At 61.2% G+C, this 24,700-nt stretch carries 19 protein-coding genes; 12 read left to right on the plus strand and 7 right to left on the minus strand.

From position 1 onward, the window contains the following. Window positions 1-29: 29 nt before the first annotated feature. Both K5K95_RS23305 and ehuB read right to left on the minus strand, forming a co-directional pair. Window positions 30-1,010, minus strand: coding sequence for a succinylglutamate desuccinylase/aspartoacylase family protein (locus K5K95_RS23305; protein ID WP_222586314.1), 981 nt, complete (start codon window positions 1,008-1,010; stop codon window positions 30-32). A gap of 27 nt (window positions 1,011-1,037) precedes the next feature. Beyond that, on the minus strand, window positions 1,038-1,910 hold the full coding sequence (gene ehuB / locus K5K95_RS23310) for an ectoine/hydroxyectoine ABC transporter substrate-binding protein EhuB (protein WP_222586315.1): 873 nt from the start codon (window positions 1,908-1,910) through the stop codon (window positions 1,038-1,040). A 283-nt stretch (window positions 1,911-2,193) separates the two neighbouring features. Here ehuB and K5K95_RS23315 point away from each other — a divergent pair, with 283 nt between their 5' ends. From K5K95_RS23315 to K5K95_RS23360, 10 genes are all read left to right on the plus strand, one after another. Next, entirely contained in the window at window positions 2,194-3,144 is a 951-nt protein-coding gene (locus K5K95_RS23315; protein ID WP_222586316.1) for a LysR family transcriptional regulator, read from the plus strand. 210 nt (window positions 3,145-3,354) lie between these two features. Beyond that, on the plus strand, window positions 3,355-4,815 hold the full coding sequence (locus K5K95_RS23320) for an NAD(P)-binding domain-containing protein (RefSeq protein ID WP_222586317.1): 1,461 nt from the start codon (window positions 3,355-3,357) through the stop codon (window positions 4,813-4,815). Continuing rightward, on the plus strand, window positions 4,812-5,786 hold the full coding sequence (locus K5K95_RS23325) for an ABC transporter permease (RefSeq protein ID WP_222586318.1): 975 nt from the start codon (window positions 4,812-4,814) through the stop codon (window positions 5,784-5,786). The genes K5K95_RS23320 and K5K95_RS23325 overlap by 4 nt, the downstream gene beginning before the upstream one ends. Continuing rightward, window positions 5,783-6,703 (plus strand): ABC transporter permease, encoded by a 921-nt coding sequence (locus K5K95_RS23330; protein WP_222586319.1) that lies wholly within the window; start codon window positions 5,783-5,785, stop codon window positions 6,701-6,703. Before K5K95_RS23325 ends, K5K95_RS23330 begins: the two co-directional genes overlap by 4 nt. Then, on the plus strand, window positions 6,700-7,698 hold the full coding sequence (locus K5K95_RS23335; protein ID WP_222586320.1) for an ABC transporter ATP-binding protein: 999 nt from the start codon (window positions 6,700-6,702) through the stop codon (window positions 7,696-7,698). Before K5K95_RS23330 ends, K5K95_RS23335 begins: the two co-directional genes overlap by 4 nt. Beyond that, window positions 7,688-8,701, plus strand: coding sequence for an ABC transporter ATP-binding protein (locus K5K95_RS23340; protein ID WP_222586321.1), 1,014 nt, complete (start codon window positions 7,688-7,690; stop codon window positions 8,699-8,701). The genes K5K95_RS23335 and K5K95_RS23340 overlap by 11 nt, the downstream gene beginning before the upstream one ends. A gap of 48 nt (window positions 8,702-8,749) precedes the next feature. After that, window positions 8,750-10,315: an ABC transporter substrate-binding protein gene (locus K5K95_RS23345; RefSeq protein ID WP_222586322.1), complete on the plus strand. Its 1,566-nt coding sequence runs from the start codon at window positions 8,750-8,752 to the stop codon at window positions 10,313-10,315. A 72-nt stretch (window positions 10,316-10,387) separates the two neighbouring features. After that, on the plus strand, window positions 10,388-10,909 hold the full coding sequence (locus K5K95_RS23350; RefSeq protein ID WP_409999733.1) for a CMD domain-containing protein: 522 nt from the start codon (window positions 10,388-10,390) through the stop codon (window positions 10,907-10,909). Then, entirely contained in the window at window positions 10,909-11,496 is a 588-nt protein-coding gene (locus K5K95_RS23355) for a peroxidase-related enzyme (RefSeq protein ID WP_222586324.1), read from the plus strand. The genes K5K95_RS23350 and K5K95_RS23355 overlap by 1 nt, the downstream gene beginning before the upstream one ends. A 305-nt stretch (window positions 11,497-11,801) precedes the next feature. Further along, a complete protein-coding gene (locus K5K95_RS23360; RefSeq protein WP_222586325.1) occupies window positions 11,802-12,737 on the plus strand; it encodes a Ppx/GppA family phosphatase in 936 nt (311 codons plus the stop codon). A 148-nt stretch (window positions 12,738-12,885) separates the two neighbouring features. Here the strand turns inward: K5K95_RS23360 and K5K95_RS23365 are convergent, their stop codons facing one another. The 5 genes from K5K95_RS23365 to K5K95_RS23385 all read right to left on the minus strand — a co-directional run bounded on the left by K5K95_RS23365 (window position 12,886) and on the right by K5K95_RS23385 (window position 21,984). Continuing rightward, on the minus strand, window positions 12,886-15,981 hold the full coding sequence (locus tag K5K95_RS23365; RefSeq protein ID WP_222586326.1) for an efflux RND transporter permease subunit: 3,096 nt from the start codon (window positions 15,979-15,981) through the stop codon (window positions 12,886-12,888). Beyond that, window positions 15,978-17,090 (minus strand): efflux RND transporter periplasmic adaptor subunit, encoded by a 1,113-nt coding sequence (locus tag K5K95_RS23370; protein WP_222586327.1) that lies wholly within the window; start codon window positions 17,088-17,090, stop codon window positions 15,978-15,980. Before K5K95_RS23370 ends, K5K95_RS23365 begins: the two co-directional genes overlap by 4 nt. Window positions 17,091-17,118: 28 nt before the next feature. Next, window positions 17,119-18,633 carry an efflux transporter outer membrane subunit gene (locus tag K5K95_RS23375; protein ID WP_222590400.1) on the minus strand — a complete coding sequence of 505 codons (1,515 nt, stop codon included), beginning with the start codon at window positions 18,631-18,633 and terminating at the stop codon, window positions 17,119-17,121. 117 nt (window positions 18,634-18,750) lie between these two features. After that, complete coding sequence (locus K5K95_RS23380) at window positions 18,751-18,966, minus strand: hypothetical protein (RefSeq protein ID WP_222586328.1); 216 nt, start codon at window positions 18,964-18,966, stop codon at window positions 18,751-18,753. Window positions 18,967-19,086: 120 nt separating this feature from the next. After that, entirely contained in the window at window positions 19,087-21,984 is a 2,898-nt protein-coding gene (locus tag K5K95_RS23385) for an ATP-binding protein (RefSeq protein ID WP_222586329.1), read from the minus strand. A 391-nt stretch (window positions 21,985-22,375) separates the two neighbouring features. Between K5K95_RS23385 and K5K95_RS23390 the strand changes: the two genes are divergently transcribed. Then, window positions 22,376-24,034 carry a bifunctional 3-(3-hydroxy-phenyl)propionate/3-hydroxycinnamic acid hydroxylase gene (locus K5K95_RS23390; RefSeq protein WP_222586330.1) on the plus strand — a complete coding sequence of 553 codons (1,659 nt, stop codon included), beginning with the start codon at window positions 22,376-22,378 and terminating at the stop codon, window positions 24,032-24,034. A 2-nt stretch (window positions 24,035-24,036) separates the two neighbouring features. Continuing rightward, complete coding sequence (locus K5K95_RS23395; RefSeq protein ID WP_222586331.1) at window positions 24,037-24,684, plus strand: TetR/AcrR family transcriptional regulator; 648 nt, start codon at window positions 24,037-24,039, stop codon at window positions 24,682-24,684. The last annotated feature ends 16 nt before the right edge of the window (window positions 24,685-24,700 follow it).

Below are 24,700 nucleotides of genomic sequence, written 5' to 3' on the forward strand. Positions count from 1 at the left end.
TGGGTGGAGGCCGTTTGCTGCCGCGGGGTTCAAAGCGTGCTGGCAGGCAACGGTGCGAGACTGATCAGCCATTCGCCCTGGTTGATAATCGGGTGGTTGACGACCATCAGCACCAATCCGTGGTGGGGCGCCAGCAACTCGCCCTGGGGGTTGCCGTAAAGATCCTTCAGGCGTCCGAGGCGCTGGCCGGCAATCACCGGATCGCCGGCTGCCACATCAAGATACAGTCGTGCGCTGATGGGCGCTTCGACCTTGTCGAAGTTGCTCACCACGATATTACGCCGCTGTTTCGATACGGCTGCGCGTTCTTCGGTGAGGCCGAGAAACTGCGCGATGTTGGCCACGCCATCGAAATGAAACGCGATGCACTCGGGGTCAAACACGCCGTTGGCGCCGCCTTCGGCCATGACTGCATGGCGGCCCAGCCTCGGCAGCTCATTGGTGGCGCGCCCGCGATTGTTGGTTTGCTCCGCCGCGAATTCGACGATGCTGTCGGCATCGAACTGATGCGCCAACGCTCGAGTGTGCTGATCGAAATCCCTGTCACCGGTCATCTGGCACATGACGAATTTGGCGACGTCCTCGCGCAAGTCGCCGCCGTGCAAGTCGATAAAGACGTCGGCTTCTTTCGCCCATTCGTGCAACACATGATGTATCAACACCTGGCTGAAAGAGCCTTGCAAATCACCGGGTGAGAGGAAGTTGAGGTTTTTGCCGTCCACCGGACAGACGAATTCGGCGTGCTCGAACAGACCGGGCATGTTCAGCACCGGCAGAATCGAAACCGAGCCCCGCAGCAGATGCCGGGCGAAATGGTCCTTTAGGCGCAGCGCCGCTTCCATGGCATCGACTTCGTTGGGGTGCATACCGGCGATGATCGCCAGTTTTGCCCCTGGCAGCGGCGCCTGGATGTCGAAAAACGGCAGTTGCAGATCCGCCAGCAATGGCGAGTCAAAGGTCAGCGTTCCCCAGCTCAACGTGCCGTTTTTGCCGATGATGTGCTTGTGCAAAATGAAGTTCTCTCAGTGCGATGAGTGTCAGAGTGCGCAGCGTTGTGCAGCCGTCACGCCGGCGTCCGGCAATTCATTTTCGGTGTAGCCGTACTTTTGCAGAATTTTCAGCAGCTCGCCGGAAGCCCGTAGTTTCGACAGCTGGTCGTTGAACGCTTGGGTGAATTCAGGATCATTTTTTGGCAGGCCATAGGCGTGGTAATTCCAGGTCGGCTTGCCTTGTGCATCGGTAATCTGATTGAAGGGCAGGGCGCGTTCGACCGCCGGGCTGTCCGCTTTTTTCACCAGGCTGATAATTTCGGCATCGGGGAAATACACCACGTCGACACGATCGGCCTGGAGTGCGGCCAACGCCTCGGTATCTTTGTCGAACAGGATCACATTGTTGGCGGCAATGCCGGTGTCCTTGGCTTCCTGTACCTGATTGGTGCCGGTTTGCGTGGCCAGTCGCGCCTTGGGATTACTGGCGACATCCTTGAGGCTGTGCAACTTCAACGGGTTGCCCGCTTTGACAATAAAAGCGCCGCCGGAATGGGTGACAGGGTTGGAGTAGCCGATGACCTTGCAGCGACTGGGATTAATGAACAGGCCCGCACCGATCAGGTCGAAGCGCCCGGCAGCAAGCCCGGGAACCAGCGAGCCGAAATCGGTGATTGGCGTGTCGATCCTGGTGATGCCCAGCGGTTTCAAAATGGCCTGCAATACTTCGACGTTGGCCCCCGTAATCCTTCCATCCGTACCGATATAGGCATAGGGCTGTTCGTTGGCAATGCCCGCGGTCAGTCCGCTGGCGCGGCCTTTCTCCAGCAAGCCGGCCATGGCAGAGGAAGCAAACACGACGCTCAACAGAGCGGTGGAACCGAGGGCAGCTGACAACGAACGGAGCTTGGTGCCTTTCATGATGTTCTCGAGTGTAAATGGTTAAGGGGGCTTGGCTAACCGAGAGTCGATGGGGAGCTAGCTATCGACTTTATAGATATAAAAACTATTTTTTAAATATCGTTGAGGAATATGTATAGATCGAGGTCAAAGGGGCGCAGGTGGGCTGGGATTGGCTATAGGGATGGCTGTAGAGGGATCGCTGGCGCGATATATGTCCCAACAGTGTGTAGACTTTCGCGCTTCGAATCATGGAGTCTCATGCCGGGGCCCCTGTCCGTTGTGTATTGATCAAGGCGTGCTTATGGATCTGCGTCAGCTTGAAGCGTTTGCTGCTGTGATGTCGGCGGGCAGTGTCACCGCGGCAGGAAAGATGCTTGGCCGCTCCCAGCCTTCGGTGACCAGGGTTATCCAGGAGCTGGAGCAAGAGCTCGGTTTTGCCTTGTTCGAGCGCAGCGGACCCAAGGTCACGCCCACCCACAAGGCGTTCATGATGTACGCCGAAGTCGAAAGCGCATTGCTGGGGATTCGCAACATTCGCCAGCGTGCCCAGCACATCGCCCGGGAAGAAAATCATCAGATCAAATTGGTAGCGATCTCGGCGCTGGCGCTTGGGTTGTTGCCGATGGCGTTGTCACGCTTGCCTGATAGCTTGCGTCCGCAGCAGATCCAGTTGCAGAGCATGACCCCGGAAAACGTGGTGCAGGCGGTGTTGTCGAAAACCATGGATCTGGGCGCCGTGAGCTTGCCGCTGGAACATCGCGGACTGGATATTCACTGGATCGGCGAGGCGCCCTGTGTCGCGGTGTTGCCGGCCAACTCCGAATTGGCGGCGTACGAAGTACTGTCCATGGAGCTGTTGGTACAGCAGACCCTGATCACCATGGCCAATCCGTATCGTTTTCGTCGGCGCGTCGACAAGGCCTTTCTTGACGCCGGAGGCTCACCGCCGCACATGCTCGATACCAACACGTCATTGGTCGCGATGCAGATGGCCAGGGTCGGGTTGGGCGTTGCCCTGGTCGATCCCTTCACCGCGGTGGGGGTGCCATTGGAAGGCGTGGTGGTCAGGCCGATTGCCTGCAATATCCCGTTCTTCTTCGGCTTGATTTCGGCATTCGCCAACCCGGTGTCCGATGTGACGCGGGCGTTGATCGACGAGATTGCCGTTTCGGCAAAATTGCTGCTGCCGCATATGGTCATGCATGAAGCCAGTGTGCATGACGCGCTGTTGCAGAGCATCTACGCCGAGTAAGTCGCGCAGGTCTGATAACGCGGCTCGTTAATTCCATTTGCGTCTATCAATATGTTTTTTTGCGCGTTGCGAGAATAAAAAACCCCTTCTAGTATTCACTTTAAGCATTCAATGGCGCCAAGCATTCATTTTGTGCGGCCAATGAAGCGTTTGTAGTGTTCGAACCAAGGGTCGAGTGAATTGCTCTCGATCATCATCGAGTAGCGATCAATGTCCGATGTGAATCCACCCGCAAGCCTTGCGGCACTCGAAGCACGCTTGCGCCAAGACCTGGCCTGGCTCGACCTGCCTGCCAATCCCTGGGTCAAGCCGCGCTTCAACGAGGGGGCGGCGGTGGTTGACGTGGCGATCATCGGCGGCGGCATGGCCGGTCTGGCGCTTGCCGCCGAGCTGCGTCACCTGGGTGTCGCTGCGGTGATCTTCGATCAGTCGCCAGCAGGCTTCGAAGGCCCTTGGGCCACCACCGCGCGTATGGAAACCTTGCGCTCACCCAAACACCTCACCGGGCCGGCGCTCGGGTTGCCCGCGCTGACGTTCCGTGCCTGGTTCGAAGCGCAATTCGGCGCTGAGGGCTGGGCCGCCCTGGACAAAATTCCGCGTCTGCAATGGGCCGATTATTTACGCTGGTATCGCAAGGTCCTGGCGCTGGATGTGCGCAATGAACATCGCGTCAGCCGGGTTGCGCCAAGGGCTGACGGATTGGTTGAGCTGGCCGTCGTGACGTCGGCGCAGACGCATCATCTGTTGGCGCGTCATGTCGTGCTGGCCACCGGACGCGACGGTTTGGGCGGCCCTTGGGTGCCTGAGTTCGCCCGGCGGCTGCCGAGTCATCTTTGGGCACATTCTGCGCACGGTTTGCAGAACGCCTGGTTTGAAGGCAAGCGTGTCGCGGTCATCGGTGGCGGGGCGTCCGCCATGGACAGTGCCGCCACCGCGTTGGAAGCGGGTGCGAAGGGGGTCGATCTGCTGATCCGCCGCGCCGAGCTACCCCGAATCAACAAAGGCAAAGGCGCCGGCAATCCGGGAATGATCCACGGCTACTGGCGCCTGCCGGACGCCTGGAAATGGCGCATTCGCAACTACCTCAATACCCAGCAGGTGCCGCCACCGCGCGGCAGTACGCTCAGGGTGTCCAACTCCGGCAAGGCGCGGTTCCTGTTGAGCAGCCCGGTGGTGTCGGTGGAAGAAAATCCGGCCGGCGGCCTGTGGCTGCACACGCCCACTGCCCGAATCGACGCGGATTTTCTGGTGTTCGCTACCGGCTTTCGAACTGACTTTAAACAACGCCCGGAATTCGCACCGTTCGCCTCGCACATCCGCGTCTGGCGGGATCGCTTCGAGGCGCCGTCCACAGAAGTTGATGCCGAGATGTCCGAACTGCCGGACCTGGGCGATTGTTTCGAGTTTCAGGAAAAGCTGCCCGGCCACTGTCCGGGGCTGAACCACATCCATTGCTTCAGCTATCCCGCCGCACTGACCTATGGTGCGGTGTCCGGGGATATCCCGGCCATCAGCGAAGGCTCCAAGCGCCTGGCGCAGGCCTTGGTCGGCCAATTGTTCAACGACGACATCGCGTTGCATTTCGAGTCGATACGCAGTTATGCAGACCCTGAACTGCTGGGCGATGAGTGGGTGGCTGCCCGGCCGACCGCTGAAGAGTCACGGCAATGATCGGCTGGGCCCTGCGACGATTGACTCAGTCGCTGCTGGTGATTGTGCTGATGACCCTCGTGGTGTTCATCGGTCTGAACGCTATCGGCAATCCCATGGACATTCTGGTGGGGGAGGACCTCAATCAGGCCGAACGCTTGCAGGCCATCGCGCACCTGGGGCTGGACCAGCCACTGTGGGCGCAATACCTGATTTTTCTCAAGGGCGCTGTCCACGGCAACTTGGGCCAGAGTTTTGTCTATCACGAAGACGCCATGCGCCTGATTCTGCAACGACTGCCGGCGACCTTCGAACTGGCGTTCTGCGCGCTGTTCCTGGCCATCGTGATTGGCGTTCCTTTGGGCATGTTTGCCGGCGCCTATCCCGATCACCCGTTCTCGCGGCTGATGATGGCTTGCAGCATCGTGGGCTTTTCGCTGCCAGCGTTCTGGGTGGCATTGATGATGATCATGCTGTTCTCGATCAAAATGGGCTGGCTGCCCGCCAGCGGGCGGGGCGATACCCGCGAATGGCTGGGCGTGCAGTGGTCGTGGCTGACCCTTAATGGCCTGCAGCACCTGCTGTTGCCCGCGTTGAACCTGGCGCTGTTCAAAATTTCGCTTGTATTGCGCCTGACCCGGGCCGGTGTTCGCGAAGTGCTGCCACAGGAGTTCGTCAAATTTGCCCGGGCGAAGGGGCTCTCGCCGATGCGGGTGATGTGCATGCACGTCATGCGCAACACCATGATCCCGCTGGTCACGGTGCTGGCGATGGAGTTGGGGTCGACCATTGCCTACGCGGTGGTGACCGAAAGCATCTTTTCCTGGCCCGGCGCCGGCAAGCTGATCCTGGACAGCATCAACACCCTGGATCGTCCGGTGGTGGTGGCCTATTTGATGGTGGTCGTGGTGATCTTCGTGGTGCTCAATTTGATTGTCGACGGCTTGTATTACGTGCTCGACCCCCGCGTGCGTAGCGAGGCCTCCCGATGAATGCCATTCAAAAAACAACATCCCTTAATGTGCGGTTGCAGGCCCAGTCGCCCTGGCGCCGGGTGTTCGTCGAGTTCAAGGGCTCACCGACGGCAGTCGTCGCTCTGCTGGCGTTGCTGGCTATCGTGGTGGTCGCGGTTTTTGCCCCATGGATCGTCGTGCAAAACCCCTACGACCTGATGCAGCTCAACGTGCTGGATGCACGCCTGGCACCCGGCAGCGCCAACATGGACAGCGGCTACACCTATTGGCTCGGCACCGATGGCCAAGGTCGCGACCTGGTCTCGGCAATCCTGTATGGCTTGCGCATCAGTTTGTGGGTGGGGATCGGTTCGGCGTTGATTGCGGCGTTGATCGGCACGCTGCTGGGCCTGGTCTCGGCCTATGTCGGTGGCTGGGTCGATGCGCTGTTGATGCGTCTGGTGGACCTGCTGCTGTCGTTCCCGGTGATTCTCATGGCACTGATGATTCTCGCCTGGCTGGGCAAGGGCGTGGGCAATGTGATGCTCACGTTGATCCTGCTGGAGTGGGCCTATTACGCCCGCACTGCTCGCGGTCAGGCATTGACTGAAAGCCGCCGCGAATACGTCGAGGCCGCGCGAGGGCAGGGTATCGGTCCGTGGCGCATCGTCACCCGGCATATTCTGCCCAATTGCCTGCCGCCGCTGATTGTCATCGGCGCCTTGCAGATCGCCCGCGCTATCACGCTGGAAGCGACCTTGTCGTTTCTCGGTCTTGGTGTGCCGGTGACGGAGCCTTCCCTGGGCCTGCTGATCGCCAACGGCTTCCAGTACATGCTCAGCAACGAATACTGGATCAGCCTGTTTCCGGGGCTGGCGCTGTTGATCACCATTGTCGCGATCAATCTGGTCGGCGACCGATTGCGCGATGTCCTGAACCCGAGGTTGCAGCGATGAGCCTGCCCGAAGTGCCTTTGCAGCAGCCAACCCTGGAAGTACGTGGTCTTTGCACCTCGTTCCATACCCGGGCAGGCGTACTGCCGGCGGTGCGCGATCTGTCGTTACGCGTTCAGCCAGGTCGAATTCTGGGGCTGGTGGGCGAGTCGGGGTCGGGTAAATCGGTGACCGGGTTTTCGATTCTCGGCTTGGTGGATGAGCCCGGTCGTATCAGTGGCGGCCAAGTGTTATTCAAAGGTCGTGATCTAACAAAACTCTCGGCTTCGCAACTGCGCGCGTTACAAGGCAATCGGATCGCGATGATTTTTCAGGACCCGATGATGACGCTCAACCCGGTGCTGCGGGTCGATACGCAGATGATCGAAGCGGTGCGTGCCCATCGCCCGCTGAGCAAGCGCGAGGCTCGTGAGCACGCCAGCCGAACCTTGGCACTGATGGGCATCGCCAGCCCTGAGGAACGTCTGCGCGCCTATCCCCATCAGTTGTCCGGTGGCATGCGCCAGCGGGTGGCGATTGCTATCGCACTGCTGCATTCGCCGGACCTGATCATTGCCGATGAGCCGACCACGGCACTGGACGTGACGATCCAGGCGCAGATTCTCAGCGAAGCGCAGAAACTGGTGCGCGAGCAGGGCACGTCGCTGATCTGGATTACCCATGACCTGTCAGTGGTGGCCGGGCTGGCCGATGACGTGGCGGTGATGTACGCCGGGCGCATCGTCGAACAAGGGCCGGTCGCCGATGTGCTGGATCGTCCGCAACACCCCTACACCCAAGGCCTGATCAACAGCCTGCCGAGCCGCAACAAGCGCGGTGAGCGTCTGCGCCAGATTCCCGGAATGGCGCCGGATTTGTCCTCCATGCCGGCGGGCTGTGCGTTCGCCGAACGCTGTACCCGAGCATCGGTGGCTTGCGCACAGGAACCTGAACCCCGGGAGGTCCTGCCGGGCCAGACGGTTCGTTGTTTTCACCCTGGAGCCGCCGATGCGTACTGATCAAAACCCCCTCGTTGAACTGCGCAAGGTCAGCAAAACCTTTGGCAAACCGGTGCCTGAGCATTCAATCCAGCACCTGTTGCAACGATTTCATCTGACTCGTCCCAAGCCAGTGACCCACGCCGTCGATCGCGTGGACCTGCGCATCGCTCGTGGCGAAGTAGTTGGCCTGGTCGGTGAATCCGGCTGTGGCAAATCAACCCTCGGGCGCTTGGTGGCAGGGTTGCTGCCGGTGTCATCGGGCACCGCGCTGGTGAACGGTCAATTGCGCGACAACCTGACGGCGCAAGATCGCCAGGCGGTACGCCTGCAAGTGCAGATGATCTTTCAGGATCCGTCGTCGAGCCTCAATCCGCGCCTGCGGGTCGACCATATCGTTGGCGAGGGCGCGTTGCTGCATGGCTTGACCGACAAACAAGGCTTCGACGATTACGTCAGTGCGCAGCTGCAACGGGCCGGGCTCAGCCCTCAGTTGCGTCAGCGTTATCCGCATCAATTCAGTGGTGGTCAACGTCAGCGCATCGGCATTGCCCGAGCACTGGCAGTGCAGCCGCAACTGTTGGTCTGCGATGAATCCGTGGCGGCGCTGGACGTGTCGATTCAGGCGCAGATTCTCAATCTGTTCATGGACCTGCGCGACGAGTTGGGCCTGACCTATTTGTTCATCAGTCATGATCTGGGCGTCGTCGAACACCTGTGCGACCGCGTCGTTGTGATGTACCTGGGTCGCGTGGTCGAGAGCGCGTCGGTCGATGACCTGTTTGCCCGCGCCAACCATCCCTACACCCAGGCACTGTTGGCGCAAATCCCGCGCTTCGATGTCCGCAGCACCCGTTATGACGCGGTCAAAGGGGAAATCCCCAGTCCGCTGAACCCGCCCGCCGGGTGTCATTTCCACCCTCGTTGCCCGCACGCCACCACGCGCTGTCGCAGCGAAGTTCCAACACTCAGGGAGGTTTCGCCGAACCACCTGAGTGCGTGTCACCTCAACGACCACTTTTGAACGAGCGCACTGACGTTCGTCATGCCCATTGCGTGCAAGGAATTACCCATGAATCCATTTGTTCGTTCACTGTTAGCCTCGGCGCTTATCCTGGCGGCCGGCAGTGCTGCCGCGCAGACCTTGCGCATCGGTTACGCCGACCCGGTGTCGTCCCTCGATCCGCAATTGAACAACTACGCCGGTGACCGCTCGGTGGCGCTGCACGCGTTCGAATCGCTGGTCAACCGCCGCGACGACAAAACCCTCCCTGGCCTGGCCAAAAGCTGGAAAGTCATCGATGACACGACGTGGGAGTTTGCCCTGCGCGATGACGTGAAATGGCAGGACGGCAAGCCGCTGACCGCCGATGACTTCGTGTTCTCGTTCGAGCGCGCCCGCAGTGTGCCGGGCAGCGTCGCTTCCTATGCCGGGGCCACCCGCACCGTGGAATCGGTAACGGCCAAGGACGATCACACCCTGATCATCAAGACCCGCACGCCCAATGCAAACCTGCTGCCGGACGTGGACTCGATCTACATCGTCAGCCGTCATGCCGGCGCCAATGCCAGCAGCGCCGATTACAACTCGGGCAAAGCCATGGTTGGCGTGGGGCCGTACCGCTTCGTCTCCTATGTGCCGGGTGACCGGACGATCTTCGAGCGCAACGAAACCTACTGGGGCGCAAAACCGACCTGGGACAAGGTCGACTATCGCTTTATCGCCAACGCCGCCAACCGCACAGCCGCGTTGCTCGCCGGTGATGTGGACGTGATCGACAAAGTGTCGCCCACCGATGTCGAACGTTTGCGCAAGACGCCAAATGTCAATGTCTACGCCTATCAAGGCTTGCGTGCGCTGATTATCCAGCCAAGTTTCCGCGAAGGCCCCAACGAGTTCATTCGTGATAACGCCGGCCAGCCGTTGCCCGAGAACCCGCTACGTGATGTGCGCGTGCGCAAGGCGCTGTCGTTGGCTATCAATCGCCAGGCCATTGATGAGCGGATTATGCAGGGCACCGTCACCGAGGCCAATCAATGGATGCCGGCCAACACGTTCGGCTACAACCCGGATGTGAAGAACATTCCGTTCGACCCGAAACAGGCCAAGGAACTGTTGGCACTGGCAGGCTTCCCGGAGGGCTTCCAACTGACTGTGCATGTGCCGGGTGATCGCTACCCACAGGCACCGGAAGCGCTGCAGGCCGTGGCGCAGTTCTGGTCGCGGATCGGCGTCAAGGTTCAGCTCGAAGTGTTGCCGTGGGCCGTATACGCCGGCAAGGCCAACAAGAATGAACTCGCGGTCAGTGTCATCGCCTGGGGTAACGGCACCGGCGAAGCGGCGTATGCGTTGACAAACATCCTGACCACCGTGGACAGCAATAAAGGACAGGGCGCCTCCAACTGGGGCCATTACAGCAATCCGTTGGTGGACAAGGCGTTGGTGGATTCGACCGCCGAGTTCGATGAGGGCAAGCGCCGCAAGATCCTCCAGGACTCGGTCAAGGTGGTCAGTGACGACGTTGGCATCATCCCGTTATTCCACTACCAGAATATCTGGGCCGCCCGCAAAGGCCTGAAAGTCGAACCGCTGGTCAGCGACCGCACGGCGGCGACCATGGTCACCGAACTACCTTGAATCGTCTTGCGCCAGGGCCGCCAGGCTCTGCGCGCAATTTATGCCAACCGTCCTGGAGGATTTGTCATGACCTTGACCGCTGAGCCCATTCCCGCTTCGGATTTGCTCGACCGCTTGTTGAACCTACAGCCCACTAATCCTCTGCATGCCGTGCGCCATGCCAGGGGGAAAGTCGTTGCGTCGACACAGGCCTGTCAGGATCTGTTTTTTGATCCGACGCTGGAAAGCAACCTGTCATTGATTGAGCGCCTGTGGGTGGCTTACTACGCCGCGCGACTGACACCGCACCCGACGCTGACGGCGCATTACCTCGAGCAGTTGCAGGCGCTGGACGCGGATAATTCCGTGCGCGCGGCTATCGATTCCGGTGCCATCGAAACGCTGAACGATGCTCGTCTGCGGGCGATTTTGAGTTTTACCCGTACCTTGATCGAATCCCCTGTCCATGGCGATCAGGTGGCTTTGCAAGCGCTGCAACATGAAGGATTGAGCACCGCCGAAGTCGTCGTGCTGGCGCAATTGATTGCCTTCCTGTCCTATCAAGTGCGTCTGGCCGCCGGGCTCGGCGCGTTACTGTCCGCTGGAGCAGCCTGATGAGCGAGCTTATTCGCAGCAATGGATTCACCAACGAAGTGCTGGGCTGGAAATCCTGGCTACCCACCGTTGACCTGAACAGCGCCACGCGCAAGCAAGTGGCCGTGCTGCAAGAAAGTCATCCGCAGGCCATGACGTCGGACTACTACCTGACGCTGGCTCACCACCCGGACATCCTTCGCCAGCGTTCGCAGGCATTCAACGCCATCATGTATGCCCCCGGCGGTTTGTCCCGTGCCGAGCGCGAACTGGCGAGTACGGTAGTGTCGCGGGTCAATCAGTGCGTGTACTGCGCCTCGGTGCATGCACAACGGTTCGAGCAACTGGCCAAGCGCAACGATGTGATCACCGAGGTGTTCGCTGACCCTGCAACCGCCGGCACGACGGATCGGGAAAAGGCCATCGTGCGGTTCGCCATTGATCTGACCCTGGAGCCGGCGTCGCTGAACGCCAGTCACATCCATGCCTTGCGCGATCAAGGGTTGGATGATGGTCAGGTGCTGGATCTGATCCACGCGATCTCGATTTTCGCCTGGGCCAATCGATTGATGTTGAATCTGGGTGAGCCGGTGTTTGTTGCGCCATAGCACCACCCATGGGGCGGCGGTTTTTCTGGGGGGATGTCGCGCGCGGCTGCCAAAATCAAGGCAAAAAAAAGCCGCCTGAAGAGGCAGCAAAAAAACGAGCACGCGTTGTGATTGCTGGAGTATGACTATCGAACATTACAGCGCGATGACAGATTTTTTGCGTACTTCGACGATCACCTCCTCAAGACCCGCGATGCGGATACCTGCTCGTCTGCAAAGGGTCGCGGGTGTCATCTTAGCGTCATCGACCCCATGGCAAGATCCTCGCAAACCGCCTAGCGCGCTCAGCTTGCAAGGAATCCCCCGTGAAAGGAGACGCTTCTCTATTTGCAGCCATTGATCTTGGTTCCAATGCGTTTCGCATGATCATCGGCCAGTCAGTCAGACGGCGTCAGGGGTTCATGATCCAGGAAGTGAAAACCTTGCGTGAACCTGTTCGTTTGACGGAGGGGTTTGAAGGTGGAGCGCTGGACGAGTTGGCGCTGGATCGGGGATGGCAAGCGCTCGCGCGATTTGGCAAAAAGTTACGCGGCTTCGAGGCCGGGCGAGTGCGGGCGGTGGCGACCAGTGCCGTGCGCGAAGCCGACAATGCGCAACTGTTTTTGGCCAGCGCCGAGCGCCACCTTGGGTTTCGGATTGACGTGATCTCCGGGCACGAAGAGGCAAGGCTGGTGTACGCCGGTGTTGCCCATACGGTCCCAGGTACCGAAAACCGGCGACTGGTCGTGGATATCGGTGGCGGCTCCACTGAATTGATTCTGGGGCAGGGCGCTCGGCCCCTGATGACCGAGAGTATTGCCATCGGCAGCGGCACGTTCGGCGCCCGCTATTTTCAAGGGGGCTGTATCACGGCTCAGGCGCTGCTGGAGGCCGAGCGTGCGGCCACTGTTCAGTTCGAAAAAGTAGCGCGGCGTTATCGCGCGCTGGGTTGGCAGCAGGTGATTGGCTCTTCAGGCACCGCACGGATGCTGGCCAAAGTCCTCAAGGCCAACGGGTTGAACGACTATGACGAAGTCGGCATCACCTACAGCGGCTTGTTGCGCCTGTCGTTGCGCCTGCTTGAAGTGGGGCATGTCAAACAGCTCGGTCTGGCGGGCTTGCAAACGCATCGTCAGAGCATCTTGCCTGGAGGCTTGGTGCTTATGCTGGCGGCATTCAAGGTGTTTGGTGTCTCGCATATGACGCCTTCCGAACCGGGGCTGAGGTTCGGCGTCCTGCATGGTCTGATGAGCAAACACTGATCAGCCCGTGCTTACGGTGCCGGCCTTGTCCCGAAGTAAGCCGCGAGGGGGCGAAAGAAACATTCGCCAAGACATCGCGGCTGACCTCGGTTGATTCAAGAAACGCTCCAAAAGCGCTGAGATTCAGGAGCCAACGCTCCGGCACTCATTACTCAGAAGCGAGCGCGGCGTCACTCCTCACTGATTGAGTACCAGCGGCTGTCTGGCGACTTATCTTGAACCATGCGGCGTACAAGGCCGGGACGAAGAAAATCGTCAGCAGCGTCGCCACCGTAAGGCCGCCCATGATCGCAATGGCCATCGGTCCCCAAAACACACTGCGCGTCAGCGGGATCATTGCCAGCACGGTGGCCAGCGCCGTCAGCATCACTGGACGCGCCCGGTGAATGGCCGCGTCCAGCACCGCATTCCATGGGTCGCGCCCTCCGGTGATTTCGATCTGCACCTGATCGATCAGGATCACTGCGTTACGCATGATCATGCCGCCCAGTGCGATGATGCCCAGGATCGCAACGAAGCCCAGCGGCGACTGAAAGACCAGCAGCGCCGGCACCACACCGACCAGCCCCAGCGGCGCGGTCAGCACGACCATCCACATGCGGGAAAAGTTCTGCAGTTGCAGCATGAGCAACAGCAGGATGGTGATCAGCATCAGCGGGGCCACCGCGATCAGCGCCTTGTTGGCTTTGTCACTTTCCTCAACGGCGCCACCCGTATCGATGCGGTAGCCCGACGGCAGCTTCGCTTCGATGTCTTTGAGCAACGGTTGGATCTCCTGAGTCACCGAGACACCTTGTTCGCCATCCTTCACGTCGGCACGCACCGTGATTGCCATATCGCGGTTGCGGCGCCAAAGCACTGGTTCTTCCAGTTCAGAGCGCACCTGTGCGACTTGCGACAGCGGCACCACCGTGCCCTGGCGCGTGTAGAGGTTGATGTCTTTCAGCGTGTCGAGGCTGTGACGCTCAGCCGGCACGGCACGGGCGACGATGTCGATCAGGTCCTCATGCTCACGCAACTGCGACAGGGTTGCACCGTTCATCACGGTCTGAGTCGCCAGCGACACGTCGGCCGGCGTGAGACCGAGCGCGTTTGCCTTGTCCTGATCAAGTTCGACCTTCAGCGTGCGCACCGGGTCGTTCCAGTCGAGCTGGAGGTCGCGCACCTTCGGGTTGGACGCAATCACGTTCTCCACCTCGCGGGCGATCTGGCGCACCTTCTGGGTATCAGGCCCTACGACGCGGAACTGCACCGGGTAGCCGACAGGTGGCCCCAACTCGAGCCGGGTCACGCGCACCCACGCCTGCGGGAATTGTTGGTCGGCCGAGGCCACCAGCCGCGCACGCACCCGTTCGCGTGCTTGCAGGTCCTTGGTCATGACGACTAACTGGGCAAATCCCGGATTGGGCAGCTCTGGGTTGAGCGAGAGATAAAAACGCGGTGCGCCGGCGCCGGTGTAGGCGGTATAGAAACGCACGTCCTCGTCCTTCGCCAGGATCTCCTCCATGTGCTTGACCTGCTCGGTCGTCGCGGCGAACGAGGAGCCTTCCTTGACGCGCAGGTCAATGACCAGTTCAGGGCGCGAACTGTTGGGGAAGAATTGCTGCGGCACCAGCTTGATACAGGCCAGGGCAAGCACCAGGGCGGCAACCGTCGCACCGATGACCACCCAGCGACGCTCGATGGCGGCGTCGATCAGGCGGCGCAGGCTGCGGTAGAACTTCGTGTCGTGCGGGTCACCGTGCTGGTGCGTGCCCAAGTCGTTGGGCAGCATCTTGACCGCCAGGTACGGCGTGAAGATGCCGGAACAGATCCACGAGAACAGCACTGCGGTGCCAACGATCCAGAAAATGCCACCCGCGTACTCGCCGGTGGTGGACTTCGAGAGGCCGATCGGCAGGAAGCCCACGACGGTGATAAGTGCGCCGGTCAGGCGCGGCATGGCGGTGGACTGATAGGAGAAGGCAGCCGCCTTCACGCGGTCCATGCCGGTTTCCATTTTCGCCACCATCATCTCGATGGCGATGATGGCGTCATCCACCAGAAGTCCCAAGGCGATAATCAGTGAGCCGAGCGAGATTCGTTCGAGGTTCCAGCCCATCGCCAGCATCACCAGCGCCACGCCGCCCAGCACCAGCGGCACCGTGGCCGCAACCACGAGACCTGCGCGCCAGCCCAGGCTGGCCAGGCTCACCGCGATCACGATGATCAACGCCTCGGCCAGTGCGCGACCGAAGTCCAGGATTGCATCCTTCACCGTGGTGGGCTGGTCGGCCACAAGTTCAAGTTCTACCCCATGCGGCAGCTCGGACTGGATCTTGGCGACTGCCGTATCCATTGCCTTGCCAAGGTCCACGATGTTGCCGTCGCTGGTCATCGTGATGCCGAGCATCAGCACGGGCTGGCCGTTGTGGCGGACCGTGTAGGTGGGTGGATCCTCGAAGCCCCGTGTAACGGTCGCAATGTCGCCGAGCTTGATCTGCCGGCCGCCCGCGGCGATGGGCACGTTGCGGATAGCCGCTTCGCTGGCGAACTGGCCGCTAACGCGCACCATGACGCGGTCGCCGCGGGTATCGATCTGGCCTGCAGGCACCATGGCGTTCTGGCTCTTGAGGCTTTCGGCAATGGCCAGCGGTGTGATGCCCAGCGCGGCCAGGCGCTCGTGCGAGAACTCGACGTAGACACGCTCGGCCTGTTTACCGATGAGATCGATCTTCTTGACCATCGGCACCTTCAGCATCTGGCGCTTGATGTCCTCGGCCGCGTGCGACAGGTCGGCTTGACCGACGCCGTCGCCCTTGATGGCGTACATCAGGCCGTACACGTCGCCGTACTCGTCGTTCAGGATCGGGCCGATTACGCCGTCAGGCATCTCGAGACTCAGGTCGTTGAGTTTCTTGCGCGCCTGATACCAGGCTTCGCGCTGGTCAGCCTTGGAAGTGCCGCCGCGCACGGTAAGCGTCATGCCTGCATAGCCTTGTCGCGCGTAGGTGACCACCTTCTCGAAGTTGTCGATCTGCTCGAATTTCTTCTCCATGCGGTTGAGGACCTGGTCCTGCAGCTGCTGGGCAGTGGCGCCCGGCCAGATGACCATGGCGGTCATGGACGGCACGGAAAAGTTCGGATCCTCGAGCTGGCCGAGGCGGGTGAAGCTGAACGCGCCAGCCACCGCGACAATGAGGAGCATGAACAGAACGATGGCGCGATGGCGCAGCGCCCAGCTGGTGAGGTTGAAGTTGTTCATCGGGCGGCCTGCTGCGTGGTATTGGCGTCAACGATCGCCGCACCGGGGAGCGCGACCTTCAGTCCGGACGTCATCTTCTGGACACCGGCGGTGACGACCAATGCGCCAGCGTGCGGCCCGGAGACGAGCACCTCGTCGTTGCGATAGCCCAACACCGCCACAGGCTCCAGGTCGACGATGCCTATCGAATCCTTGCCCGTGTGCGTGACCACCCACAGCGCCGGCTGGCCACCGTTTTGCGTCAGTGCCGTGGCCGGCACCGCCGCCACTGAGACACTGGTCATGACGCGCTCAGCCGTTACCGTGGCGGTGGCGCCCAGCGGCAGCGCCTGGGCCGGCTTGAGCCGCGCGCGATAGGTGCGGGTCTGCGCTGCGGCTTGCGGCGATAGCTCGCGCAGCGTGACATCGAAGACCTCGTTCGGCGCACTCGCCAGCGACGCCTTGAAATGCGCGTCCTTGAAGACGGCCAGTTGATCCTCGGGCACGTCGATGACGATCTCGGATTCGTCCGGATTCGCGATCGAGACAACCGGTTGCCCCTCGGGCACGACCTGTCCGGCCTCAAAGCGCACAGCCGTGACGACGCCGCTACGCGAGGCGCGCAACACGGTGTACTTGAGACGATTGCGCGCGAGTTCGAGCTTTCGTGCCTCGGCTTCGGCCGTCGCATGGGCGGTTTGGGCATTGGTTTGTGCGCGCTCGCCGTCGGCTGCGCTGACCGAGCCGTCAGCCTTCAGTGCGGTCAGGCGCTGGCGGTCCGAGTCAGCCTGGCGCATCTGTTCTGCGGCAACCGTCCACTGTTGTCGCGATGCCTCTTCGGCGAGGCGATAGTCAGCGTCATCCAGTACAGCCAATATGTCGCCTTCACGCACAAACTGGCCTACCTCGACCTTGCGCTGGGCGACCTTGCCGCCGACGCGGAAGGCCTGGTCGACTTCATGCCGCGATTGCACGGTGCCCACGTAGCGACTGATGTCGCGAGCATTGTCGTAGTTGATTTCAGCGGTACGCACGGGTCGGGGTGCCTGCACGGCAGTTTGATTGGGGCTGCACGCGCACAGCATGACGGCGACAGCCAGGGCGCCGGCCGCGGTAAGGGAGGTTTTCAAGGCGGATCCTCTAATAAACGGCAGATGCTTAAGAAAGTGGTGGCTGGTCGGCTTTGTTGGCTGCGGTGGGGGTGACGGGGTGTTCGAATACCTGCCAGCCGCCGCCCAGGGCCTTGTAAAGCTGCACGCTATCGATCAGCAGGCGGGTATTGCTTTCATTGGAGTTCAGGCGTGCCGCCAGGCGTGCCCGCTGCGAATCCAGCAGTGGCAATAGGTCGATCTGCCCGCGGTTATAGAGCGATTGCGCACGGGTCTGCGCTGCCTCGGCAGATGCGGCTGCCAATTGCAGCGACCCGGCGCGGCGCCGCTCCTGCGCTAGCGTGACGAGGGCGTTCTCCACATCCTCGAGCGCCCGTACGATGCCGTCTTCGGCGCGCAGCACCGCCTCTTTTTGAGCGCTTTGGGCCGCATCGTTGATTGCTTGCGTGCGCCCGGCATTGAAGAGCGGCATCGCCAGCAGGCCCGCCACATTGGTGAAGCGCGCGGCACCAAGATCGGCACCGTTCAGGCTCAGTCCCTGGCGACCAAAGGACGCGCCGAGAAAGAGTTGCGGGAACCACTCGGCGGCCGCTTGCTGGCGTCGCGCATTGGCGGCGTCGAGCTGTGCCATCAGCGCCAGTACATCGGGGCGGCGTTGCAGCAGCTCGGCGGGCTGGCCGGGCCTGGCTTCGGGCACGTCGGTCAAATCACCTGTTGAAGGCTGGATGTTCCTGGTGTTGAAAGACTGATCTGCGATCAGTACCGCGATACGGTGACGTGCCACCGCAACTTGGGTTTCCAGCGGCGGAATCTGCGCCCGCGCCGACAATGCGTCGGTCTGCGCACGTTCAACGTCGAAGGCGGATGCCAGCCCGACCTGTTGACGCGCGGTGACCAAGCGCAGCGTCTCGTCCTGCATCGCCGAGATGGCTCGAAGCGTCGCGACCTGGCGTTGCGCACCGACCAGTGTGAAGTAGTTGCTGACGACGTCGCTCATCACCAACAGGCGCACGCCACGCATGTTGTGTTCAGCGGCTAGCGCATCGGCGTCAGCCGCCGCTGCGCCGGCTCGCAGACGGCCGCTCAGGTCGAGCTCCCACGACACATCCAGACCGACACTGGTTGTCTTGGTATCCGGATAACCTTGTTTCGTGGCCGAGTTGAAGCCAGTGCTGCGGTCACTGCCGGAGGCGGATGCACCGACGCTCGGGAACAACCAGGATTGGCTGACGGTTTCTCCGGCACGCGCGGCACGCAAGCGCTCGGCGGCCATCTTGACGTCGCGATTCTCACGCGCTGCTCGGCGTACAAGATCCGTCAGCAACGGGTCGTGGTAAACCTCCCACCACGCCGCCTCGGGTTCCATTTCGGAGGCCGTGCTCGTGGAGAAGTTGCTCGGCAGGTCTACCGACGGCTTGAGCACCTCCGTGGAGCAACCAGTCAATATCAGGGCAACAGACGCGGCGAGCGCTGCGCCCACGACGATGCTGCCCACGCGTTCGGCATATTGCAGGGGCGTCTGGCCGTTGCGGGTCAAAAGATGGAAAGTTGGAAATCGCGGCATCGGATTGAGCTCGTGAAGATTCGAGGTGGCATCAGCGTAGGGCTCGGCGCGCGCGAAGTTGTCAGCGAAGGGTCGCCGTTCGGTCGCCATTTCGAGCACTCGTTCGTCGTGAAGGCGTCATTCGCTGTCGGCATTTATCGTGTGTTCGCCGGCCGTCAACGCAAGGTCCGAGGCAATCGATTCCAGCAGCTCTTCGGCGCAGGAAAACTCGCGCTGTCGCCCGGTGACCAGGTTTTCGAGGCGGCCCACAAGGGCTCCGGGCGCGGCGTCGCTACGCAGTTTCACTACGTACGAGCGGCGGCTCGGGTATTTGGATTCAGGGTTCAGGATCATCGCAGTCCAGGGAGGCAAGAAAGTTCGACGCCAGCGTAAGCGGCTTGCTGGGGCGAGTCGTAAGCGAAAGGTCAGATTTCGGTCGGAACAGTGACCCTTACCGAGGAGTAATCGCGTTGCTCACGACCGCTTGGCAGCGCGAATCAGCGAGCGCGCGCGTTTCGCCAGATCGGTTCCGTCGGTTTCCGGCGACTGGTCAACCAGCGTCGCCAATGCCAGATGGTCCTCGGCCGTAGCGTCAGGGTGCTCCCACAGTTCGACCAGCGCTTGCAGCTCCAGCCACGGCGCCTCTTGGGCGCGGGCTTCTGCAACCGCGTGCCGCAGCGCAGCGATGCTGGCGTCGGACTGACCCTGTGCTCGCCAGATCGCTGCCTCCAGCAGCAATAACTGCGGCAGGTAGACGCGCTCGCCCAATTCTTCGCCCACCCGAAATGCTTCCTGCAGCTCGACTTGCGCTGCGTTGCAGTCACCTGCGAGCAGCAGCGCTTCGGTGGCGTAGCCGAGTACCTCGCTGGCACCGGAGCGCATTCCAAGCCCAGTGTGTTCTTCATAGGCCTCACGGATGCGACGGTAGCCGTCGCGCGCTGCTCCGTTGCGCGCGTCGGCCCAACCGCGCCACCAGCGGCAAGCCGTGCGCCCGAGTGCGAGCGAATATTCATCGACCAGCGCCTGCATGTCGTCGGCCAACGCAGACACACGCGCGTGATTTCCCATCCGTACCTCGATCAACACCTCCTGCCAGGCGGCGACCAGCCAGGTCATGGGTTGGCGCAACGTCTGTGCGCGTGCCCGCGCTTGCTGCATGTGGATTCGGGCTTGCTCGATCAGACCAGAACGCACGAGTTCTATCGCCAGCATGCCGTGCAGCATGACCTGAGGATCGGCTGCAAAAATCTCGTTCGTCCCGATGTCCAGCGGCTCGGCGATCGCGAGGGCGCGTTCCAGCCAATGGCGAGTCGTCTTCGTGCGTCCCTGGAGGTGGTGCACCTCGCCCCGAACGATGCACGCCGCCAGCATGAGCGCTTGATCATTTGCCTCGCAGGAGAGGGTTTCAGCACGCTCCGCCACCTCGAGCGCCAACTCATAGTCGCCGCGCAAACCTAGCAGGTAGCCGAATCCATGCAGCAGGCGACCCCGCATGGGGTGCTCGGGTACATCTGCCAGCAGTCGGTAGCCACGTTCGAAAGCGCATTTGGCTTTGCTGCCGACACCGAACATGTGAAAAGCCGAAACCCCTTGCAGGGTGGCCAGGGTGATTTCGAGCGCGTTGCGCTCCGTCCCTTCGGGAGTCTGCATCAACAAGACCAAGGCGCGCTCAGTGAGGCCAATGCACAAGTCCGGGCTGAAATGCAGTAGCGCGGCCTCTGCGGCCTCAGCGTAGTAACGCAGCGCAATCATCGGTTGCCGAGTGCGGTCGAAGTGCATCGCCAGCTCCGAGGCAGCAACCGGCACGCCGGTTTTGCGTTCGTGTTCGAGGGCCATGCCGACCTGGCGATGAAGTTGGGTGCGCAAGGCGCGCGGGGTGCGGTCGTACAGTACCTGGCGGAAGAGGGCATGTCGGAAAGCGTGGGGTGGCTCCAGTGTCTCTTCAATTTCCGTGACCCGCGATCGTATGAGCCATACCTGTTCGTGTATCAGCTCTTCACAGGTGTGAGCCACCCAAGCGAGGTCGCGCTCGAGGGCCAGTGAAACCGTCTCGATGCGGAATTCGACCCCGCATACCGCTGCGGCCGAGAGGAGGGTACGTTGCTCGGGACCCAGCCTGGCGATGTAGTGATCAATGATGGCTGCTAGATTTTCGGGAACCGCCAGATCCGCAAGCCGAGCTTCGATGGTGGCTTTGTCGTCCTTTGGGTCCATCACTTCACTGGTGATTGACGAAACGAACAACGGCACACCGTCGGTCCGCTCGTGCAGGGCGCGCACGAAGGCTTCATTGCGTGCCAGCGAGGTCGAACGCAACGCAACATAGTCAGCGACCTCGGTTTCCGAGAACGGGTCGAGCACCACTTCCTCGCACAGACGTTGCAGACGCAGTTCGTGGCGCAATGAGCTGAGGGGATGATCGAGCGCAACCACCTCGGCGAGGCGCAAGCTCGACAGCCACATCAGCCGTGTGCGGCCACGTCGCCGCGCCATATAGTTGATGAGCTGGACCGTCGCCCTATCGCTCCAGTGCAGGTCTTCGGTCACCATCATCAACGGGCGCTGCTCTGTGTAGCGGTCCAGCAATTCGCCCATTTCCCTAAGCATGCGATCCGGGCCGACGCCGGCAAGCTCGCGCCGCAAGGCGTCTCTCTCCTGCGTGGTACTCAGCCACGGAAGTTGCAGCAGCCAGGTCGGTGCCACGGCGCGCATCAGCGCCGGCAGGGTAGGGTCGCTGCGGCACAGATCGGCTAATGCCTCCAGCACCGGCAGATACGGCTCGCCGGCGCCGTAGTGCTCCACGCAATGGCCGCGTGCGCAGGCGATGTCGCCAAGGCCGGAGAGGAAATGTTCGATCAACGTGGTCTTGCCGATTCCCGGCTCTCCAGCGAGCCAGACCACGGCGCGCTGGCCGCCCTTCGCCTGTCCCCAGGCCCTTTGCAGCCTCGCGACCTCGCCAGTGCGACCGATGAATGACGGTGACGAAGGTGTGCCGGTCGCTGCAACGGTGGCGGATGCAGGCGGCATCGAAAGGGCACAGGAGGGTGGGGCGATGAAGCGATAGCCGCGCCGCGATACCGTCTCGATGAAGCGAGGAAGCCTGGGGTCATCGCCCAGCACCTTGCGCAAATCGCTGATGGCCGTTTTCAGCACTGAGTCGCTGACGAACCGATGCCCCCACACGGCATCCAGCAAGGCATCCTTGGTCACCAGCGACCCTGGTTGGCGTGCCAGCACACACAGCAACGTGAAAGGCGTTGGGGCCACCGCAACGGTTTCCCCGTTACGCGACAGGCAGGCGTTGGACTCGTCGAGTTCGAACTCGAAGAAGCAGAGCGAGACTGGGTTTGGATGGGGCTGCGGACGTGCCACGGTTGATTCCTGACGACTAAAACAAGGTTGTGCGCCGCGACGCTGCACATAGGGTTCGATAGTGAAAACCGCTGTGTCCGGCTTCCTGGTCCTATCGGCCAGCCTTTTGAATCAACGGCTCTCCAGCCTCGGCAGGTTTGAGCCATGGGTCCAATGACAACGCTGATCGGCGTTCAAGCCAAGCGTCGCCGGTCGGAAACTCGCACGCGCGCAAACTCGGTTCACGCCGCGCAATCCGGCTCGCCCCTTGGTCCTGTCGCGGCTTGAGCATGATCTCAAAAAATAATGACAAAAACATCAATATTGAAATATCTCTCAATATTGAATACCTTCACCTTGCCTGACGAGGAGACCTCGCGTCTCACGACTTCAATCACAACAAGGGCTCGAGATGAACAACAACAAGAAAGATTGCCAATTGCCTCCCGCCGCCGTCGATGTGCTGGTGATCGGTTATGGTCCGGTAGGTGCGACCATTGCTGCGCTTCTGGGCCGCTATGGCGTCACGACCCTGGTATTGGACAAGGTCCATGACGTCCTCCTGATGCCGCGAGCCATTGCTCTGGACAATGAGGCGCTGCGCATCCTGCAACAGGCCGGTTTGTCGGAAGACGCTTTCGAGAAGATCGTTATCCCTGAAGTGAAAATGCACTCCCCGGTACTTGGACAGTTCGGTCGAGCCAATACCGAGGGGTGCATCGACGGCCATCCGAAACTTGTGACGTTCTATCAACCCGACCTCGAACACGCGATGCGCGGCCAGGTTGCCCGGCTTAAAACCGTCACCAGCCTGGGAGGCTTCGAGCTTGAGAGCCTGGTCGAGATGTCGGATGGCGTCGTTGCTTGCGTACAGGATGAACATGGGCAGACGCATTCCGTCCGCGCCCAGTATTTGATCGGAGCGGATGGCGCCAGCTCCAGGGTCAGGGCGCTGATTGGCCAGGAATTCGAAGGGCAGACCTACGCGGAGGATTGGTTGATTGTCGATGTGAAGAACCGCCATAAGTCAGCGATTGATCACATCGAGTTTGTCTGTGATCCGCGGCGCCCGACGCCGCACATGCCTGCCCCCGGCGGCAGGGAGCGTTGGGAATTCATGCTGCAATCCGGCGAGTCCCGGGAAGAGCTGGAAAGCCCCGAAAGCATCGCCCGGCTGATCGCGCCATGGATCAACCCGCAAGAGCTGGAAATCGAGCGCAAGGCGGTATATCGATTCCATGCGCGCTGCTGCAACAGTTTCAGCAAGGGGCGGGTCTTTCTCGCCGGCGATGCAGCGCACATCACGCCTCCTTTTGTCGGCCAGGGCCTCGTTGCGGGACTTCGTGATGGCGCCAACCTTGCCTGGAAACTGGCTTGGGTCCTTCGTGGCCATGCCGCGCCTGCAATACTTGATACCTATGACGAAGAGCGCCGACCTCATGCCCGCGCAATGATCAATCTGGCGAAACTCATGGGCCGCCTGGTGATGCCCAAGAACAAGATTGCCGCTTTCTTTGTCCACGGTCTGATGCGCACGCTGGCGTTGACGCCCACGACCAGAAGGTACTTCGAACAGTTGGACATCAAGCCGAAGAACACCTTCAAACACGGCCTGTTCGTGCAGCATTGCCGGGGCGACAAACTGGTACGTGGCAGCCTGTTCCCGCAGGCCTGGACTCGCAACATGCAAAAGCAGATCAAGCTGAGCGACGATGCGCTGGGAGATAACCTGACCCTGGTTGGATTCGGGGTTGACCCGTTGTCACTGCTGACCCCTGACCAGATTGTTTCCTGGGAAAAAATGGGAGGCCACTTTCTAGAGGTCAGAGCACGCGGCCAACGCTCCGGTGGCAGCTGTGACTTCATCGAAGACATGAACCATGAGATCCTGCCGCTGGCTGCCAAGGGAACGCTCGTCGCGGTTCGCCCCGACCGTATCATCATGCACCACGCCCCAGGCGCAGAAGCAGGCAGCCTGCTTCGAGACTGCTGGGGGCTGCTGGCCAGCAAAGGCGCCATGCCGGACGGTGTTTCCATTACCATCAACGAGCCCATTAGATTACGAGCTTGATCATGCATTCCCCCACTCTTCCTTTAGAAGCTGATGCGCCAGAACCTCTCACGAGAGGTCACAAGAAACGTGAGCGCACCCGCCGCGGCCTGGTGGACGCCGCGTTGCGTCTTATCGCACGCAAGGAAGTGGGGGAGATCGCACTGCTCGAGGTCGCGGCGGAAGCCGCGGTATCCAACGGCACCATCTACAACTATTTTCGGACTCGCGACGAAGTGCTGGAGGCGGTGGGCATCGCCATGGCCGCCGAGTTCTCCGATGCCATTTCCGCCAAGAGCAGGGACGTGCACTGTGGTGCACAGCGGCTTTCGATCGGCGTGCGCATGTTTGTGTGCCGGGCCGCAGCCGACCACCAGTGGGCGAATGCGCTGCTGCGCATTATCCATTTCGACCAGGCCATGCGCTCGCGTCTGGCTGACCATGTACTGGGCGATCTGCGCGAAGGATTGCGTGCGGGTACGTTTGCTTACGAAGACGAAGGGGTCGCCCTGGACATCGTTTTGTCGTGCACAACCGGAGCCATGCGCTCTGTTGTCGAGGGGCGTGCAGTGGAGGAGCATGATCTGCGGGTCGCCGAAATGGTTCTCCAAGCCCTGGGCGTCACTCCTGCCAAAGCCAGGAAAATCGCCGGCAAGCCGCTGCCGGCCTGATCCGATGTCGTCGGCG

The sequence above is a fragment of the Pseudomonas sp. DR48 genome (assembly GCF_019823085.1).
Classification (GTDB): domain Bacteria; phylum Pseudomonadota; class Gammaproteobacteria; order Pseudomonadales; family Pseudomonadaceae; genus Aquipseudomonas.